Source organism: Streptomyces adelaidensis (assembly GCF_016598475.1).
In the GTDB taxonomy this organism is placed as follows: Bacteria; Actinomycetota; Actinomycetes; order Streptomycetales; family Streptomycetaceae; genus Streptomyces; species Streptomyces adelaidensis.
In genome coordinates, this window is the sequence record NZ_JAEMUX010000003.1 from 157,709 (window position 1) to 175,682 (window position 17,974).

Annotated in this window: 8 protein-coding genes; all 8 read right to left on the minus strand. The window is 73.4% G+C overall.

Going from position 1 to position 17,974, the window contains the following annotated elements:
- Window positions 1–14 precede the first annotated feature (14 nt).
- Window positions 15–842, minus strand: coding sequence for an ABC transporter permease (locus I8N67_RS02710; protein ID WP_200300917.1), 828 nt, complete (start codon window positions 840–842; stop codon window positions 15–17).
- Entirely contained in the window at window positions 839–12,412 is an 11,574-nt protein-coding gene (locus tag I8N67_RS02715; RefSeq protein ID WP_200300918.1) for a non-ribosomal peptide synthetase, read from the minus strand. The genes I8N67_RS02710 and I8N67_RS02715 overlap by 4 nt, the downstream gene beginning before the upstream one ends.
- Before the next feature lie 101 nt (window positions 12,413–12,513).
- On the minus strand, window positions 12,514–13,224 hold the full coding sequence (locus I8N67_RS02720; RefSeq protein ID WP_200300919.1) for a 2-hydroxychromene-2-carboxylate isomerase: 711 nt from the start codon (window positions 13,222–13,224) through the stop codon (window positions 12,514–12,516).
- Between the two features lie 34 nt (window positions 13,225–13,258).
- Window positions 13,259–14,005 (minus strand): 3-oxoacyl-[acyl-carrier-protein] reductase, encoded by a 747-nt coding sequence (gene fabG / locus I8N67_RS02725; RefSeq protein ID WP_200300920.1) that lies wholly within the window; start codon window positions 14,003–14,005, stop codon window positions 13,259–13,261.
- 317 nt (window positions 14,006–14,322) lie between these two features.
- Entirely contained in the window at window positions 14,323–15,408 is a 1,086-nt protein-coding gene (locus I8N67_RS02730) for a beta-ketoacyl synthase N-terminal-like domain-containing protein (protein WP_200300921.1), read from the minus strand.
- The gene (locus I8N67_RS02735) at window positions 15,408–16,643 is read right to left on the minus strand and encodes a beta-ketoacyl-[acyl-carrier-protein] synthase family protein (RefSeq protein ID WP_200300922.1); all 1,236 of its coding nucleotides are present in this window, start codon (window positions 16,641–16,643) and stop codon (window positions 15,408–15,410) included. Before I8N67_RS02735 ends, I8N67_RS02730 begins: the two co-directional genes overlap by 1 nt.
- 29 nt (window positions 16,644–16,672) lie before the next feature.
- On the minus strand, window positions 16,673–16,948 hold the full coding sequence (locus I8N67_RS02740; protein ID WP_200300923.1) for an acyl carrier protein: 276 nt from the start codon (window positions 16,946–16,948) through the stop codon (window positions 16,673–16,675).
- Between the two features lie 55 nt (window positions 16,949–17,003).
- Entirely contained in the window at window positions 17,004–17,969 is a 966-nt protein-coding gene (locus tag I8N67_RS02745; RefSeq protein WP_200300924.1) for a LysR family transcriptional regulator, read from the minus strand.
- Window positions 17,970–17,974 lie beyond the last annotated feature (5 nt).

Here is a 17,974-nt window from a genome sequence, read left to right on the forward strand (position 1 = left end):
TCCAGGCGGCGGGTTCAGGAGCCCGCGGTGCGGTAGCGGCGAAGGCTCACGGCGGAGCAGACGGCGAACAGCGCGCCCAGCGTCACGGCGGCCACGGCCACCGGGTGCTCGGCGGGGAAGCTGCCCCCGGACGTCGCCGGGTTGCCCCACAGGTCGCGGCAGGCCGCGATGACGGCGCTGACCGGGTTCCACTCCGCGATGGGGCGGATCGGCGCGGGCATGGACTGCGGGGCGAGGAAGGCGTTGGACAGGAAGGGCAGGACCACGACGATGAACGGGGTGACGACGCTGATGGTCTCCACGTTGCGCAGGGTCATCGCCAGCAGGACGCCGAGCCACAGCATCACGTACACGAAGAGCGCGATGAGCCCGAACGCGGCGAGCGTCGGCAGGACGCCGGTGCGGGTCCGCCAGCCGAGCAGCAGCCCGGCGCCGGTGACGACGGTCAGTCCGAGGAGCCCCACCAGCAGGTCCGCGAGGGTGTGCCCGAAGAGCACCGCGGACCGGCTGATGGGCAGCGACCGGAACCGGTCGACCAGTCCTCCCTTGAAGTCCATGGCGACCGAGACGGCGGTCGGCCCTACGCAGGCCAGGGCGACCTGGACGGCGCCGCCGGCGAAGACGTACTCGCCGTACTCCCCGTCGGCCGGGAGCCTGATGGCGTCCCGGAAGAGGTAGCCGAGCATCACCATCGACACGAGCGGGCTGAGCACCACGCCGACCACGCGTCCCGGTGCCCGGCCCAGGTGGTGCAGCCGGCGGCCGGTGACGGCGAGGACCTCGGTGAGCAGCGCGCCCAGGGCGCCCGGGCGGCCGGTTTCGGTGTACGTGGCCGTCGTCATGACCCGTCACGTCCGTCCCGCTCCTGGTGGAACCGGTCCAGGTCTGCGGCGACGACCGGGCCGAGCTCGGCGAGCGGGCCGGGGGCGAGGATGTCGTCGTGGGTGCAGGCCAGCCGGTGGACGCGCAGGTCACCACTGAAGTACGGCTTCCAGAGCCGGTCCTTGTCGGGGCCGTTCTCCACCTGGCCGGTGCCGGCCTCGCCCCACACCGAGTGCTCGGCGAGGAACAGCCGCATCGTCCCGTCGAAGTCGCGGGGCCGGTAGCGGGTGTTGAGCGACTGGTGGTGGATCATCAGGTCCACCATGCGGGTCATGCGCCGCTCCCCCATGCGTGCCATCGGGCTGTTGTCGCGCCGCAGCGCGTCGAGGACGTCCCCGGCGACGAGGTCGCGGTCGCCGAACTCCGACCGGTGGTGTCCGATGCCCTCCAGGAGCCAGGCGAGCAGGCTCTGTTCGTCCCGCTCGTCGGTGACGCCGGTGCGCGGGTAGGAGTCCAGGTTGGCGACCAGGCCGACCTCGTCCCCGGCCAGCCGCAGCTGGACCGCGATCTCGTAGGCGAGCAGGCCGCCGAGGGACCAGCCGAGCAGGTGGTACGGGCCTTCGGGCCGCACCTCCTTGATCATCCGGATGTAGTCGGCCGCGATCTCCTCGATGCTGCCGGGCAGCGGCGCGTCGGCGACGACGCAGGGCGCCTGGATGCCGTACAGCGGGTACTCCTCGCCGAGGTGGCGGGTGAGCGGCAGGTACGACAGGGCGAATCCGACGCCGCTGTGCAGGCAGAAGACGGGCGGGCGGCCGCCGGTCGGCTTGATGCACAGCACCGGGGCGAACGGGTCGGCGTGGTCGAGGCGGTCGGTCTCGTCGATGGCGTCCGCCATGACGCGGGTGCTGTGACGCGGGGTGGGCGCCGGTGCCTGTGTGGCGGCGGGTTCCGAGGCGGCCGGCGGCTGCGCCGTGAGGGTGGCCGCCAGGGCGCGGACGGTCTGGTGGACGAAGACGTCCGCGATGCTCACCTGAAGCCCCGCCTTACGCGCCAGGCTCACCAGCCGCAGCGACTTCATGCTGTCCATGCTCGCCCCCGGCGCCTCGAAGAAGTTCTCCTCGACACCGAACACCTCCACACCCAGCACCTCCGCCACGATCCCGCACAACACCCCCTCCGCCGGGCTCAGTCGCTCCACCGCGAGCGTGGCCGCCAGGGCGCGGACGGTCTGGTGGACGAAGACGTCCGCGATGCTCACCTGAAGCCCCGCCTTACGCGCCAGGCTCACCAGCCGCAGCGACTTCATGCTGTCCATGCTCGCCCCCGGCGCCTCGAAGAAGTTCTCCTCGACACCGAACACCTCCACACCCAGCACCTCCGCCACGATCCCGCACAACACCCCCTCCGCCGGGCTGAGTTGCGTCGGCATCGTCCCGGAGGGCGTGTCCGTGGGCGCCGGTGCGGTCGACGCGTCGGGGGCCAGGAGGTTGCCCTCCGTGTCCCACTTCACGCGCTCGCCGGTCCGGTGGAGCCGTGCGCCCGCCGGGCCGAACGGGTCGGCCACGAACCGTTCGGCGGTGGCGCCGGGCCGGCCCGCGTAGCCGCGGGCGAGTCCGGAGCCGCCGACGTACAACTCGCCGACCACGCCGGGCGGTACGGGGGTGAGCCACTCGTCCAGGACGTACACCCGGGTGTTCCAGGCTCCCCGGCCGGGCGTGAACGCCGGGGGCGTCGCCCAGTCGAGGGGCAGCGGCTCGTCGGCCGGCACCCCGGCACCGGAGAGCAGCGGGGCGAACAGGCCACCCGTCGACGCGGCCTCGCCGGTCTCCAGGACCCACGCGAGGTGGCCGGCGGCCGCCCGGTGCTCCACGACGGTGCCGCGCGGGCGGCCCGCCGCGTCCTCGGTGCGGACGAGGTAGGCGGCGTGCTCGGCCCGCAGCGGGCTCGTGCGGTCGGCGTCGGTCACCGGCCCGGCCGAGCCGGCGCGCACCTCCGGCCCGTCCAGAACCATGGTGGTCACGCCGGTGCTGCGGAGCCTGCCGGCGAGGCCCGCCGTGGTCAGGACGCACACCGGGCGGGTCTCGGCGAACAGGGCCTTGATCCGGCCGGCCGGCTCGTCCGCCGCCAGCGGCACGTACGCCGCGCCCGCCTTGAGCACCGCCAGTACGGCGACCGCCCGGTCGGCGGGGCGGGGCACCGCGACCGCGACGACCTGCTCGGGGCCGGCGCCCGACGCGATCAGGTGGCGGGCCAGCCGGTGGGAGCGGGCGTCGAGTTCGGCGTACGTCAGGGCGTGGGCGCCCGTCCCGACGGCGGGCGCGTCCGGGGTACGGGCGGCCCGGTCGGCGAACAGGTCGGGCAGCGTCACCGGTGGCAGCTCGCGGGCGGTGTCGTTCCAGGTGTGGAGCACCCGCTCCCGCTCGTCGCCGGTCAGCAGCTCCAGGCCGCTGAGCCGGGCGTCGGGGTCGGCCGCCACCGTGCGCAGCACCTGCTGGAACTGCGCGACCATGCGCTCGGCGGTCGCCCGGGTGAACAGCTCGGTGCTGAAGTTGAACAGGCCCCGCATGCCGCCCTCGCCGGGCCACGGCAGCAGTTCCATGACCAGGTCGAGCTTGGCCCGGTCGGAGCCGACGTACTCGGGCTTCACGGTGAGGCCGGGCAGCGCCAGCGGCTGGTCGCCCTGGCTCTGCACGCTCAGCACGACCTGGAACAGAGGGTGCCTGGACAGCGAACGGGCCGGCTTGAGCGCGTCGACGACCTGGTCGAACGGCACGTCCTGGTGGGAGTAGGCCGCGAGGTCGGTCTCCCGGAGCCGGTCGAGCAGTTCGCGGAACGTGGGGTCGCCGCTGGTGTCGCCGCGCAGGACCAGGGAGTTGATGAACATCCCGACGAGGTCGTCGAGCGCTTCGTCGGTGCGTCCGCTGACCGAGACGCCCAGCGGGATGTCGGTGCCGGCGCCCAGCCGGGTCAGCAGCGCCGACAGGGCCGCCTGGAAGACGATGAACTCGGTCGTCCCGCTCTGCCGGGCGATCTCCACCAGGGCCCCGTGCAGTTCGGGTTCCAGGTCGAACATCACCACGTCACCGGACGAGCCGGCCACCGTGGGGCGCGGGAAGTCCATGGGCAGGGCGAGCTCCTCCGGCAGGCCCGCGAGGGCGTCCCGCCAGAAGGCCAGCTGCCCCGCCACGACGCTGTCCGGATCGTCCTCGGGGCCGAGCAGCTCGCGCTGCCAGACCGCGTAGTCCCCGTACTGCACCGGCAGCGTCGCCCATCGTGGGGCGCGCCCGGCGCAGCGGGCCCGGTAGGCGGTGGACACGTCGGTGAGCAGCGGCACGATCGACCAGCCGTCGAACGCGATGTGGTGGAAGACCAGCAGCAGCACGCACTCGTCGGGGCCGGTGGACAGCAGCCGTACGCGCAGCGGCGGTTCGGCGGTGAGGTCGAAGCCCTGATCGGCCTCGGCGGCCAGCGCGGCGGCCAGTCCGCCCTCGGTGACCGTGCGGGCCTTGAGCACCGGTCCGCCGGTCCGTGCGTCGAGCACCCGCAGCGACGGCACGCCGTCGGTGTCGGGGATGACGGTCCGCAGCACCTCGTGCCGCTCGGCCACGTCGGTCAGGGCGGCCTGGAGGGCGGCGGCGTCCAGCCGGCCCGTCAGGTGGAAGGCCATCGGCGTGTTGTACGTGCCGTCGGCGCGCTCCTGGCGCCGGTTGAGGAACCACTGCCGCTGCTGGGTGAACGACAGCGGGCGTTCGGTCTCCTTCGGCGCGGGCCGCAGCGGCGGCCGGGCGTGGGCGGCGCCCTCGACGACGGCCGCGAGGGCGCTGACGGTCCGCGCTTCGAACAGGGCGCGGATCGGCAGCTCGACACCGAGGGCGGTGCGGGCGCGGCTGATCAGCCGGGTCGCCAGGAGCGAGTGCCCGCCGATCTCGAAGAAGTCGTCGTCGATGGAGACGTGGGTGACGGAGAGAATGTCGGCGAACAGGCCGCAGAGGATCTCCTCGACGGGCGTGCGCGGGCCACGGCCGCGCGCCGCTCCGGCGAGGTCCGGCGCGGGCAGCGCCTTGCGGTCGAGCTTGCCCTGCGGGGTGAGCGGCATGGTCTCCAGGGCGACGACCGCCGAGGGCACCATGTAGTCGGGCAACGACTGGGCGAGCCGTTCGCGCAGGGTACCGCCCAGCGAGGAGTCGGACAGCGCGGCGGGGTCGGCCGCCACGACGTACGCCACCAGGCGGCGGTCGCCCGCCTCGTCCTCGCGGACGATCACGGTGGCCTGGTCGATGCCGCTCTGGGCCAGCAGCGCCGAGGTGATCTCGCCGAGTTCGATGCGGAAGCCGCGCAGCTGGACCTGGTCGTCGGCGCGGCCGACGTAGTCCAGTTCGCCGTCAGGCAGCCAGCGCACCAGGTCGCCGGTGCGGTACACGCGCTCCCCGGCGGGGCCGAACGGGTCGGCCACGAACCGCTGGGCGGTGAGCTCGGGGCGGGCCAGGTAGCCACGGGCGAGGCCGCCGCCGACGTAGAGCTCCCCGACGACCCCGACGGGGGCGGGCCTCAGGTGCCGGTCCAGGACGTAGACGCGGTGGGCGGTGGTGGGCCGGCCGATGGGCGGGCGTCCGGTGCCCGTGAGCGGGCCGCTGACGGTGGAGCTGACGACGGCTTCGGTGGGGCCGTAGCCGTTGTAGAGCCGGACGTGGGCGGACCAGCGCTCGACGATCTCGGCGGGGACGGCCTCGCCGGCCACGGCCAGCCGCAGGCCGGCGGGCAGGGTGCTGCCCTCGGGCAGTCCGCCGACGACGACGGGCGGCAGTCCGGCGAGGTTGATCCGGGCCCGGTTGATCAGGTCGACGAGCGGCGCGCCGGGGGTACGGCACTCCTCGTCGGCGATCACCAGGGTGCCGCCGGTGAGCAGCGCCAGCATGAACTCCCAGACGGAGGCGTCGAAGCTGAAGGACGCGAACTGGAGCACGCGGGTGTCGCTGTCGAGTCCGAAGCGCTCGACGAGGCTGTCGACCATGCCCAGCAGGCCGGTGTGCGCCACGACGACGCCCTTGGGCCGGCCGGTGGAGCCGGAGGTGTAGATGATGTACGCCGGGTGCTCGGGCCGCAGCGGGCTCACCCGGTCGGCGTCGGTGAGGTCCGTGCCGGGCAGTGCGGCGAGCCGCTGGGCGGTGCCTGGTTCGTCGAGGACCAGGGTGTCGACGCCCAGGTCTGCCGTGCGCCCGGCGGTCGCCGTGTCGGTGAGCAGGGCGACCGGGTGGGCGTCGTCGAGCATGTAGGCGATGCGGTCGACGGGGTAGGCGGAGTCGACGGGCAGGTACGCGGCGCCCGCCTTGAGGACCGCGAGGGCGGCCACGACCATCTCGGGGGTGCGTGGCAGCATCACGGCGACGACCTGCTCGGGGCCCACGCCCCGGTCCGTGAGGAGTCGCGCGAGGCGGTTGGCGCGGGCGTCGAGCTCCGCGTAGCCGACCTGCTCGGCGCCGAGGACGACGGCCTCCTTGTGCGGCGCGGCGGCGGCGCGTGCCTCGAAGACGTCGGTGGCCCGCGTGGTGGCCGCCGCGGCCGTGGCGGCCGCGCCGGACCAGTCGTCGAGCAGCAGGCGGCGCTCGTCGGTGCCGAGCGCGTCGAGGGTGGCGAGGGTGGTGCCGGGTGCGTCGGCGAGGGTCTCCAGGACACGGGTGAACCGCCTCAGGATCGCCTCGGCCTCGTCGGCGCCGAAGATGTCGGGCCGGTACTGGGCCTCCAGGCGCATCGGCTCACCGGTCCGCGAGCCGGGGAACACCCCGAGGGCGAGCGGGTATTCGGCGATGACCCGGGCCTCCCAGGCGCGCATGCTCAGCCCCGGGACGCGCTCGCCGATGCGGTCGAGCACGCCGGAGGGGTAGTTGTGGAAGCTGACGACCGTGTCGAACAGTTCGCCGATCCCGGCGCCCTGCTGGACGTCGGCGAGGCCGAGGTGCTGGTGCCGTTCCAGGCGGAGCTGGCGTTCCTGGAGGTCGGCCAGCATCGCTTCGAGCGTCAGCGACGCGTCCAGCCTCACCCGTACGGGAAGGGTGTGCATGAAGGCGCCGACCATCTGCTCGACGTCCGGGAGTTCCTCGGGACGTCCGGAGGCCACGGCGCCGAACGTGACGTCCTGCCGGCCGGTGAGCCGCCCGAGGGCGACGGCCCAGCAGCCCTGCGCGACGGTGTTCATGGTCAGGCCGCCCGCGTGGGCCCAGGCGGTCACGGCGTCGGTCAGCCGCTGGGGCAGGTCGACGCAGACGGTCGCGGGCAGGACGCAGACGCGGCTCCGGTCGGCGGGGCCGAGCCGGGTCGGCTCGTCGATGCCGGCCAGCTCCTTCTGCCAGGCCTCCCGCGCGGCCTCCTTGTCCTGGGCGGCGGACCACTCCAGGTAGGCCTGTACGGGGGCGACGGGCGGCAGCGCGGACGGGTCGGCGCCGTTGGACCAGAGGGTGACCAGCTCTTCGGCGAGGACGGCGGACAGCGACCAGCCGTCGACCAGGATGTGGTGCGCGGTCCACACGACGCGGTGCCGCTCGTCGCCGAGCCGGTGGACCGTGAAGCGGGTCAGCGGGGCGCGGGTGACGTCGAAGCGGTGCAGCCACTCCTCGTCGGTGAGCCGCTTCACCTCGGCGTCGACGTCCGCCGCCGGGACGCCGGTCAGGTCGACCTCGGTCCAGGGCAGTTCGACGGCGGCGGGGACGAGCTGGACCGGGTCGCCGGTGTCCCGCTCGCGGAACGCGGCCCGCAGGCCGGGGTTGCGGTCGAGGAGGGCGGCGACGGCGGCGCGCAGCGCGGACCGGTCGAGCGGACCGTCGACGTCCATGACGACCTGGAGCGTGTAGGCGTCCATGCCGTGCCGGTCGAACTGGGCCTGGAAGAGCAGGCCGCGCTGGAGCGGGGAGAGCGGCAGGATGTCCTGGAGCCCGTCGGTGTCGTTCTCGTACGCCTCGATCTCCGCCTGGGAGACGGTGACCAGCGGGAACTCGGAGGGGGTGCGGCCGCCCGCGCCGGGCCGGGCGGCGTGCGTGGCGAGGGCGTCGAGGGCGCGGAACCAGTCGTCGGCGATGCGCCGGACGTCGTCCTCGGCGAGGAGGCCGCCCGCCCAGGTCCATTCGGCGACGAGCACGGGTCCTTCGGGGCGGTCCTCGGTCATCGAGACGACTTCCAGGACGTGCCGCAGCGGGGTGTCGGGCGCCGCGGTGAGGCCGGAGGCGCCGGCCCGCATGGACCAGTCGCCGCCCGCGTCGGTGCTGAAGCGGCCCAGGTAGTTGAAGCCGATGCGGGGTGTGGTGCGGCGGGCCAGGACGCCGGCGGTCTGGGGGTTGAGGTGGCGCAGCAGCCCGTGGCCGAAGCCGTGGTCGGGCAGTGCGCGCAGGGTCTCCTTGACCCGCTTGAGCGCGGTGCCGCAGGCGTCGCCGCCGTTCCACAGGGATGCCCGGTCGAGTGTGCCGACGTCGAGGCCGACGGGGAAGACGCTGGTGAACCAGCCGACCGTACGGGACAGGTCGGTGTCGTCTCCGAGGTGTTCGCGGCCGTGGCCCTCCAGTTCGATCAGGGCGCGGGTCGCGGACCGGCCGGTGCGGCGGCGGTCGTGGTCGGTGAGGGCGAGGGTGAGGGCGGTGAGGAGGACCTCGTTGACCTCGGCGTGGAAGGTGGCGGGTACGCGGGTGAGGACGGCTGCCGTCCGGTCGGCGGGCAGTTCGATCCGCAGCCGGCCGGCGGTGCCGTGGATGTCGCGGACCGGGTCGAGGGGACGGTCGGCGAGTTCGACGGCGTCACCCTCGCAGTGGGCGGTCCACAGGGGCAGTTCGGCGACGCGGGTGGCGGCGTGCGCCTGCTCGGTGAGGGTGCGTGCCCAGCGCCGGTACGAGGTGGGGACCGGGTCGAGACGGATGTCCCGTCCGGCGGTGACGGCCTGCCAGGCGGTGTCCAGGTCGCCTAGCAGGATGCGCCAGGACACCCCGTCGACGGCCAGGTGGTGGACGACCAGGAGCAGTCGGCCGGGGGCCGCGTCGCCGGCGTCGAGGAGGACGGCCTGCATCAGCCGGGCGGCCTCGGGGCTCAGCCGGGTACGGGCGGCCTCGATCTGTTCGGCGAGGACCGTGTCCGGGTCGGCGCCGGCCGGCACCTGGACCGTGCTGAGGACGTCGGAGGGGGCCACGGCGCCGGGCGGGAGCGCCGCCAGGGACCACAGGCCCGGTACGGGCGCGGTGAGCCGCATGCGCAGCGCGTCATGCCGGTCGAGGAGGGCGCCGACGACGGCCTCCAGGCGGGCGGGGCCGGCGGTGTCGGGGACGGAGACGGTCACGTACTGGGCGTATTCGCGGGTGGCGGCGGGGAGGTGGGAGACCTCCTCGCGGAACTGGTCGATGACGGGCGTCAGCGGGATCTCGCCGACGCCGTCCTCGACGACCGTCTCCGCCCGCCGGCCCGTCAGCCGGGCGACGCCGGCGATGGCGGCGGCTGTGCGGTGCTGGAAGACGTCCCGGGAGGTGACCCTCAGGCCTGCCTTGCGGGCGCGGCTGACGACCTGGATGGCGCTGATGCTGTCGCCGCCGAGGGCGAAGAAGCTGTCGTCCACGCCGATCCGGGGCAGGCCGAGGACCTCCGCGAGCACCTCGCACAGGATCCGTTCCGCGTCGGTGCGCGCCGCGCCGCCCGTGTGGGTGGCGGCGAAGTCGGGGGCGGGCAGGGCCTTGCGGTCGACCTTGCCGTGCGGGGTCAGCGGCAGTTCGGGCAGGGCGAGGAGCAGCGAGGGCACCATGTGCTCGGGCAGCACCTCGGCGAGCCGCTCGCGTACGGCCGCGCTGCCGGTGGTGTGTGTGGTGCCGGTGGTGTCGTCGGTGGTGTCGGTCACGACGTAGCCGACCAGTCGCTGGTGTCCGGCCGGGTCGGTGACGGCGGCGGCCACGGCGTCCGAGACCGTCGGCAGCGCGCGGAGGGCGGACTCGACCTCGCCCAGCTCGATGCGCTGGCCCCGGATCTTGACCTGGTGGTCGCGGCGCCCGGTGAACAGCAGTTGCCCGTCGGCGAGCAGCGCCACCTGGTCGCCGGTGCGGTACATGCGGGTGCCGTCGGCGGCGAACGGGTCGGGTACGAAGGTGGTGGCCGTCCGGCCGGGGTCGCCGAGGTAGCCGCGGCCGACGCCCGTGCCCGCGATGAACAGTTCGCCCGGAACGCCCTGCGGGACGGGGCGCAGGTCGTCTCCGAGGACGTACAGCCGGGTGTTGCGCAGCGGCCGGCCGATGGGCATGGAGGCGTCGTCGGCCCGCACGTCGGCGGCGGTGCGCGCGTAGGCGTGGGTGACGTCGTCGGAGCACTCGGTGGGGCCGTAGACGTTGGCCAGCGCGATGTGCGGGTGGCGGGCGAACCAGCGGGTGCACAGGTCGGCGGGGAGGGCCTCGCCGTTGGAGATCATCCAGCGCAGGGCGGGCAGTTCGGGCGCGTTCCCGGTGGTGTCCCAGGCGTCCAGGGTGGCGCGCAGCAGTGAGGGCACGACCTCCAGGACGGTGAGGCGCTCGTCCGCGATGACGCCGAACAGGGCGTCCGGGTCGGCGGCGGCGTCGCGGGAGACGGCACGGACCCGGCCGCCGACGAGCAGGGTCGTCAGGGTCTGCCAGACGGTGACGTCGAAGGTGACGGGCGCGTTGTGGACGAGCGCGTCGGTGTGGTCCAGGCCCAGTTCCTCGACCTTGGCGAGCAGGTGGTTGACCATGCCGCCGCGCTGCACCATGGCGCCCTTGGGCTTGCCCGTGGAGCCTGAGGTGTAGATGACGTACGCCAGGTCCAGCGGCCCGCCCACGACGGGGGCGAGGTTGTCGACGGGGTCCTCGGCACCGTCCAGGAGGAGGACGGGGAGGTCGCCGGCCACCTGCCGGGCGAGGGCGTGGTGGGTGGTGTCCGCCAGCACGCGGGTCGCGCCGCTGTCGGCGAGCAGGCCGGTGAGGCGGGCCAGCGGGGCGCGCGGGTCGAGCGGCAGGAAGGCGCGGCCGGAGCCGAGCACCCCGAGCTCGGCGGTGACGAAGTCGCGCCCCGGTTCGGTGAGCAGGGCCACCGGCCCGGTGCCGTCGGTGAGGCGGCGGGACAGGGCGCCGGCGCGGCGGGCGAGCCGCGCGTACGTCAGGGTGCCGCCGTCGTCGGTGACGGCCGGTGCGTCGGGGCGGGTGGCGGCGTGGTCCCGTACGCGCTCGACGACGCCCCGGTAGGGCTCGGCCCGTACGGGACCGGTCAGGGCGGCGTCCAGCAGTTCGGCCTCGCCGGGCGCCAGCAGGTCGAGGGTGTCGAGCGGCGCGTCGGCGGCCATGGTGACGAAGCGGTCGAGGAAGTCCGTGAAGCGGCGCAGGTGGGCGCGTACTTCGGCCTGCTCGTACCGGGACTCGTTGCCGCTGAGGTCGACGCCGATGCCGTCGGCGCCCTTGTCGGCGACGGTGAACTCCAGGTCGTCGACGAGGCCGGTGGAGGGGCTGTACAGGGTGGCGTCGCAGGGGCCGATGGCCAGCCGCTCGATCTGCGGCATCATGTTGATGAACGGGCCGAACGGCCGCCGGTCGTCGCTGGCCAGGCCCATGGCGCGGCGGATGCGGCTGACCCTGTGGCGCTGGTGCCTGAGTGCCTGGGAGAAGGCCTGGTACGTCGCGGTGAGCAGGTCGCCACGGGTCATGCCGGGCGTCACGGGGAGCCGCAGCGGCACGTAGTTGACGACCATGCCGGGTATTCCCTGCATCGTGCCGCCGACCCGGGCGGTCACGGGCAGGGAGAGGATGACGTCGTCGGTGCCGGCCATCCGCCGGGTGTAGGCCCCGAGCGCGGCGACCAGGACGGTCTGCCAGGTGACCCGGGCGTCCCAGGCGACGCCGCGCAGCCGGTCGGCGGTCCGCTCCGGCAGGACGGTCTCCTCGCGCCGGAAGGCCTGGGCCGGTTCGGCGTCGCGGGTGGCGAGGCTGACGGGCTCGGGGCGGTCGGCGAATCGCTCCTCCCAGTAGGCGCGGTCCCGCTCGGCGCGCGGCGAGTCGCCGTAGGCGGCCTCGGCGTCGATCAGGGTGCTCAGCGGCGGGAAGCGGCCCTCGTCGAGGGAGGTGCCGGCGAGCATCGCCTCGTAGATGGCGGACAGCCGCTGCCAGTAGATGACGTAGCTGAAACCGTCGGAGACGAGGTGGTGGTTGAGGAGGCAGAAGAACGTGCGGTCCTCGGCGAGGGTGAACACGCTCAGCCGGAACAGCGGCACGTACGGGTCGGCCGTCGGCACGAGCGGTACGCGGAGGTCGGCGCGGATCGCCTCCCGGGCCGCCGCCACGGGGTCGTCGGCGCCGCTGACGTCGGTGACGGTCAGCGGCAGTCCGGTGAGCTCCTCGATGAACTGCCGGGGCTCGCCGTCCACCTCGGTGAAGCGGAGGCGCAGGCACTCGGACTCCGCCACGAGCCGTTCCAGCGCGGCGCGGAAGAGCCGCTGGTCGAGGGGGCCGCGGATGTCCCAGTAGATGGCGGTGTTGTAGGTGGCGCCGCCGCCGGACAGCTTCTCGTCGAACCAGATGTCCTTCTGCCCGGCGGTGAGCGGCAGGCCGGCCGTATGGAGGTGAGTCGTCATACCAATCCCCTAGCGAAGGTCATCGAGTTCATCCGTCGATCGTCGACGAGCGCGCTGACAGCGGGCTGACCGCGAGCTGACGCGCAGACCGGTCCGGCTGGTCAGCCGCAGCCGCCCGCGTGGCCGTCGTCGGCCGACCTGCCGAGGCCGACCGCGCCGACGAGCGGTTCCGGTACGGAGGCGGCGGGCAGGGCCTTGGAACGGAGGTGCTCGACGAAGGCGTCGAACCGGTCGAGGCCCCAGAAGCGGGTGAAGCCGTGTACGAAGAACGGCACCCCGAACACGCCGTCCTCGCACACGTCGAGCAGGGCGCGTACGCCCTCGGCGCGCAGCTCGGGGTCGTCGCTCGCGTCGGCGAGCCGCAGCTGGCCGAGGCCGAGTTCGGCGCCGATGGAGGCGATGGTGGCGCGGTCGCAGATGTCGCGGCCCTCGCCGAAGCGGGCCCGGTAGCAGGCGGCGATGTAGTCGTGGCCGCGGCCCTCGCGGGTGGCGACGAGGTAGCCGAGGTGGGGCACCTCCCACACCGGTTTGCGGTCGACGGGCCAGGTCACGGTGATGCCGCGGGCCTTGGTGAGCCGGCCGACGTCCTGGAGGACGTACCGGTTCTTCTCGCGGGACATCTCGGAGTACGGGAAGGTGCCGCCCTGCTCCGCGAGGAGGCCGGCGCTCTCGGGGTCCGGTTCGAAGAACGGCACCCATTGGAGGTGGTCGACCAGCTCGGGGTGGCGGGTCGTCAGTTCCTGGTACGCGAGCCAGGAGTAGGGGCTGCGGAGAGAGAAGTAGAACCGTGGCGTCTTGTTCTTCCTGGGCATGGCGGTGTCCCTCTTTACTCCGTGGGGTGGTGGCTCAGACGACGAGGCCGCCGTCGACGCCGAGGACCTGGCCGGTGATGTAGGAGGCGCGGTCCGAGGCCAGGAAGGCGACCAGATCGGCGACCTCCTCGGGCCGGCCGAACCGGCCGAGCGGGATGCGTTCGGTCATCTTGGCGACGTGGTCGTCGGCGAGGCCGGAGAGCATGTCGGTCTCGATGAAGCCGGGGGCGACGGCGTTGGCGCGGATGCCGTAGCGGCCGGACTCCTTGGCCAGCGCCCTGGTGAACCCGATGATCCCGGCCTTGGTGGCCGAGTAGTTCGTCTGCGTGGCGTTTCCGTACACGCCGGCGACGGAGGACAGGGTGATCACCGATCCGGTGCGGCGCTTCATCATGGCGAAGACGGCTGCCTTGCAGACGTTGTACGTGCCGTCGAGGTTGACCCGCAGCACCGCGTCCCAGTCGGCCTCGGACAGCATCACCAGCGGGTTGTCGCGGACGATGCCGGCGCAGGAGACGACCGTGCGCAGCGGGCCGAGCGCCTTCTCGCTGTCGCGTACGAAGCCGCGTACGGCGTCGTGCCCGGCCACGTCGACCTGCGCCGAGTACACCCGTGCCCCGTCCGCGCCGGCCTCCTCGGCCACGGCCTCGGCGGCCTCCTTGTTCGACTGGTAGCAGAACGCCACGTCGTACCCGTCCCGGGCGAGCCGGGTCACCACGTGACGGCCGATCCCCCGGGAGCCTCCGGTCACCAGGGCGACGGGGCGGTCGTTTGCGGACATGCTGATGTCTCCTCGTTGGCTGTGACTGCCGGGAACTGTGACTGCCGGGCCCCGCGTGGGGCCTCAGCGGCCCCGGGCCCGGCTCGCTCAGGGCCCCGCGTGGGGCCGCTGTGGGGTGCCGCCCCGAGAGGGGCGTGCACCCAGGCGCCGCGCGTGCCCGGGTATGGCGTGCGCCGGACGCGGGCGCACCGCCCGGCCCCAGCGATGGCGGTGGGCAGCGCCCCGGCGCGGCGCCGGCCGGGGGGCCTGGCGGTGGCCCGGCCTAGCCGCCGGGGCAACGCCCCGTGACGGCACCCGCCCTCGCCCGCCCGGCAGGGCTACGCGCCCGTGAGCAGGGCGCAGCCGACGGTGCCGTCGCGTTCGATGCCCGTGACCAGGGCGGCTTCGCCGGGGGCGAGGCCCGACTCGCCGGCGGCGGCGAGGACGGCGGCGAGTTGCAGACTGGTGGAGGCGGCGGAGGTGTCGCCGAGCAGGGGGCGGCAGCGGATCCAGCGGGGGTCCGTCGCGCCGAGCGCGTCGGTGACGCCGGCCTCCTCCAGGGCGGCCAGTTCGCCGCCGGCCCCGAGCGGGGCCACCAGGCGGACGTCCCCAGCGGCCACGCCGGTCGTCTCCAGGGCGTCGCGTACGCAGGCGGCGAGGGCCGCGCGGGCCTCGCCCTGCTCCCCGAAGGCCCGGAAGCAGGTCGTCCGGATGCGGGCCAGCGGTGCCCGTCCGGCGGCCGCCGCGTCCTCGGGCATCTCCAGGAGGAACACCGCGCTGCCCTCGCCGAGCGGTGCCGAGCGCTCCTCGGCGGTGCGGCCGTGCCATTCGAGCCAGGCCCGCTGGGTGGAGTACTCCTCGGCGGCGCCGCACAGCACCCGGGCACAGTGCCCGCCACGGTGCAGCCGCACCGCGTAGCTCAGGGCGAGCAGCCCGGTGAGCCAGCCGCCCGCGACCGTGGTGTTCGGCCCCTTGATGCCGTGCCAGATGGCGCTCTGCCCGGCCGCCCGGTTCATCACGGTGTTCGGGAAGCGGGCCGGGTCGACGTGGTACGGCCGCTCGCCGGCGAGGGAGTCGCGGGTGAAGTCCATGATGCTCTGGACGCTGCCGGAGCCGGTGCCCAGGACGAGAGCGGTCTGCTCGGGCCGCCGGGCCGGTTCGGCGTCGCAGGACGCCAGCAGCCGGCCGACCGCGGTGACGGCGATGGCGGTCACCCGGTCCATCGTCCGGGTGCCCTTCCTGCCGACGTACTCGGCGGCGGTGAAGTCCGGGACAAGACCGCCACGCTCGAAGGGGCCGGGGTACACGGTGCGGTCCAGCGTCCCGACGGCGCTGCGCCCGGCGTTGATCCCTTCGCTGAAGGGCGCGCTGCCGACCCCGTACGCAGAGACCGCCGACCAGGCGGAGAGGACCAGTGGGGACATCACTCCGCCTCCCGGTAGCGGCCGAGGATCAGCACGGCGTTGTTGCCCGCGAACGCGAGCGCGTTGTTCTGGACGACGTTCAGTTCGGCGGGCCGCGCCTTGTTCGGTACGCAGTCCAGGCCGCACTCCGGGTCGGTCTCCCGGTGGTTGATGGTGGGCGGGATGAAGCCCTCGGTGATGGCCAGTGCGCAGGCGGCCGAGGCGAGGGCACTGGCCGCGCCCATGGAGTGGCCGATCATGGACTTGATGGAGATCGTCGGCGGGGGCGTGGCGAAGACCTGCCGGATGGCCCCGGCCTCCGTCACGTCGTTGGCCCGGGTGCCGGTGCCGTGCGCCGAGATGAAGTCGATGTCCTCGGGCTTCACCCCGGCGTTGCGGTGCGCGACCTCCATGCACCGGGCGAGGCTGCCCCGGTCGGGTGCGACCGGGTGGTGGGCGTCGCAGTTGAGCCCGTACCCGAGCACCTCGGCATAGATCCGGGCGCCGCGCGCCCGCGCCGATTCGAGGCTCTCCATCAGCAGGATGCCGGCGCCCTCACCGGTGAGGATGCCCTTGCGGTCCTTGTCGAACGGCTGGCACACCTCGGGCGCGATGGTGCCGAGCCGGTAGAACCCGGCGAACGTCTTGCGGCACACCGCGTCGGCGCCGCCGCACAGCGCGACCTCCACCTCGCCGCCGCGGATGGCGTCGAATCCGCTGCCGATGGCGTAGTTGCCGGCCGCGCAGGCGGTGGGGATGGTGAGGGCCTCGACGTCGGTGAGGCCCAGCTCCCGCACGATGCCGGTGGACAGCCGGCCCGCCTGCGCCCGGCGCACCACGCCGGGCGGCAGGTGCTCGGGTCCGTCCTTGAGCTGTATGTCCACGAGGGCGTCCAGGTCGCGGGACTCCGCGTCGGTGGTGCCGACGGAGACCAGCGCCCGGCGCTCCCTGAGTTCCTCCAGGGACAGGCCCGCGTCCGCCACCGCCAGGTGCGCGGCGGCGACCGAGAACTGGGTGGCCCGCCCCAGCTCCTCGGGGTCGACCCGCCGGATCCAGTCGGCCGGGTCGAAGTCGTCCACCTCGCACCCGTTGGCGTGCGCGAAACCCGTCGTGTCGAAGGCGGTGATCGGCTTGACCCCGCTGCGTCCGGACCGCAGTCCGTCCAGGAAGGCCGTGACGCCGAGCCCGATGCTGCTGACCGTGCCGAGCCCGGTGATCACCACTCGGCGCGGCGGCCGCTGATCGTTGTCGTACACCTTGCGCTCCCGTCGTCCGGTGCCGATGCCTAGTGGGAGGCCGCTTTGGCCGCCACGGCTTCACCGACGACGGTGACGACGCCTTCGAGGTTGACCATCCGGGCCAGTTCGGCCTGGTCGATGTCGATCCCGAAGGCGCGCTCGAGCTGGGAGAGGATCTCGATGGCGCCCATCGAGTCCGCTTCGTGGTCCTCCTTGAAGCGGCTGGTGTCGGTCATCTCGTCCGCGTCGATCTCGAGGATGTCGCAGATGATTTCCTTGATCGTGGCACGGCCGTCGGCGTCCACGCGGTTCGCTGTCGTCATGCCGACGATGCTGGCGAACCCCCCTGACAGCGGGCTGATGACCGACTGACAGCCCTCAAGCGGTTTTGAGGTAGCAGAGCAACTCGGGGAAGTCGGCGGGGTGCTCCTTCATCCAGGCCCAGTAGCGCGGGATCGTCCGGGCGTACGCGCAGTAGTGGCCGCGGACCGTCTTCACGAGTCTGGCCAGGGTGGCGCGGCCGACGGAGCCGCTGCGCCAGACCATCACCATCTCGGTGCTCTCCGTGCCGGAGATCGGCACCAGGGACACGTCGCTGGTGGCGCCGGTGGGGGTGGTCAGGGCGGCCGCATTGGCGTCCCGTACCCAGCTCATCGCCTCGTGGTGGCCGTCCACGTAGTGCAGCACCTCGGGTTCCGTGCGCGGGAACCTGGTGAACAGCTGCTTCTCGATGGGGTGGAACCAGTGGTCGCGGGCGTAGCAGACCCAGTTGAGGGAGGCGAGGTGGCGGGTCTCCAGGGCCGGCTCGTCGGACAGCGGATGACCCTGGGGCACGGCGAGCCAGACCGGTTCACGCACGATGACGGCGGTGTCGAGGCCCAGTTCGGCCCCGCCGCCCGGCTCGACGAGCGATATGCACGGCACCAGCGCCGCGCTGAGCCAGCCGCGGCGCACCGCGTCCACGGCGGCGGCGGGGCTGAGCGTCTCGGTCTGCACCTCGGTGAAGGGCAGCGAGGACTGGAGAGCACTGTGCAGGGACGGTGGCGTCCATTCCGAGTTCCCGAACCGGAACACTTTGGAGGCATGGGCCGCCGCCTCGACAATGACCAGGTCGGCACGCTGGACGAGTTCGGTGAGCATGGGGATCAGGCGTTCACCCAGCGAGGTGGGAACGACACCGGAGGAGGATCGGACGAAGAGCCTGCCGCCCACCGCATTTTCAATTCGTCTTAACTGTGCGGTAAGGCTGGGTTGCGGAACACTTAACTCGGACGCCGCCTTCGATATGCTCCCGGCCTGGTCTATGACGGTCACTATTCTGGCATGGCGCAACTCTATATTCACAAAAC

What these genes read in the sequence shown, in the direction of transcription:
- I8N67_RS02710 (WP_200300917.1), bottom strand. Translation starts at nt 842, where the DNA reads ATGACGACGGCCACGTACACCGAAACCGGCCGCCCGGGCGCCCTGGGC.
- I8N67_RS02715 (WP_200300918.1), bottom strand. Translation starts at nt 12,412, where the DNA reads ATGACGACTCACCTCCATACGGCCGGCCTGCCGCTCACCGCCGGGCAG.
- I8N67_RS02720 (WP_200300919.1), bottom strand. Translation starts at nt 13,224, where the DNA reads ATGCCCAGGAAGAACAAGACGCCACGGTTCTACTTCTCTCTCCGCAGC.
- fabG (WP_200300920.1), bottom strand. Translation starts at nt 14,005, where the DNA reads ATGTCCGCAAACGACCGCCCCGTCGCCCTGGTGACCGGAGGCTCCCGG.
- I8N67_RS02730 (WP_200300921.1), bottom strand. Translation starts at nt 15,408, where the DNA reads ATGTCCCCACTGGTCCTCTCCGCCTGGTCGGCGGTCTCTGCGTACGGG.
- I8N67_RS02740 (WP_200300923.1), bottom strand. Translation starts at nt 16,948, where the DNA reads ATGACGACAGCGAACCGCGTGGACGCCGACGGCCGTGCCACGATCAAG.